A 290-nucleotide genomic window follows, 5' to 3' on the forward strand; every position below is an offset into this window, starting at 1 on the left:
CGGTGGTCGCCGAAGCATCCAAGGCATCGGCGCCCTGCACCAGCGCCCCGACGTTCATGCGATGGAAGCCGTCGACGTCCTTGGCGGGGGCGATGGCCTCCAGCACCGCGTCTTCCTGGATATGCGCCGGCAGCGGCAGCTGGACGAGGATGCCATGCACCTCGGGGTCTGCATTGAGTCTGGCGACCAGGGCCAGCAGCTCGGCTTTGCGGGTCTCGCTTGGCAGCACGTGCTCGAAGGACTGCATGCCACACACGACGGTGCGCTTGAGCTTGTTGCGTACATACACC

At 65.9% G+C, this 290-nt stretch carries 1 protein-coding gene; it reads right to left on the reverse strand.

Going from position 1 to position 290, the window contains the following annotated elements:
• Positions 1-290 (reverse strand): tetrahydrofolate dehydrogenase/cyclohydrolase catalytic domain-containing protein (locus R2R70_RS19665; protein WP_410978846.1); only part of this gene is annotated, 290 nt, incomplete at both ends.

This window comes from Cobetia sp. SIMBA_158 (assembly GCF_046566945.1).
Lineage (GTDB): Bacteria > Pseudomonadota > Gammaproteobacteria > Pseudomonadales > Halomonadaceae > Cobetia > Cobetia amphilecti.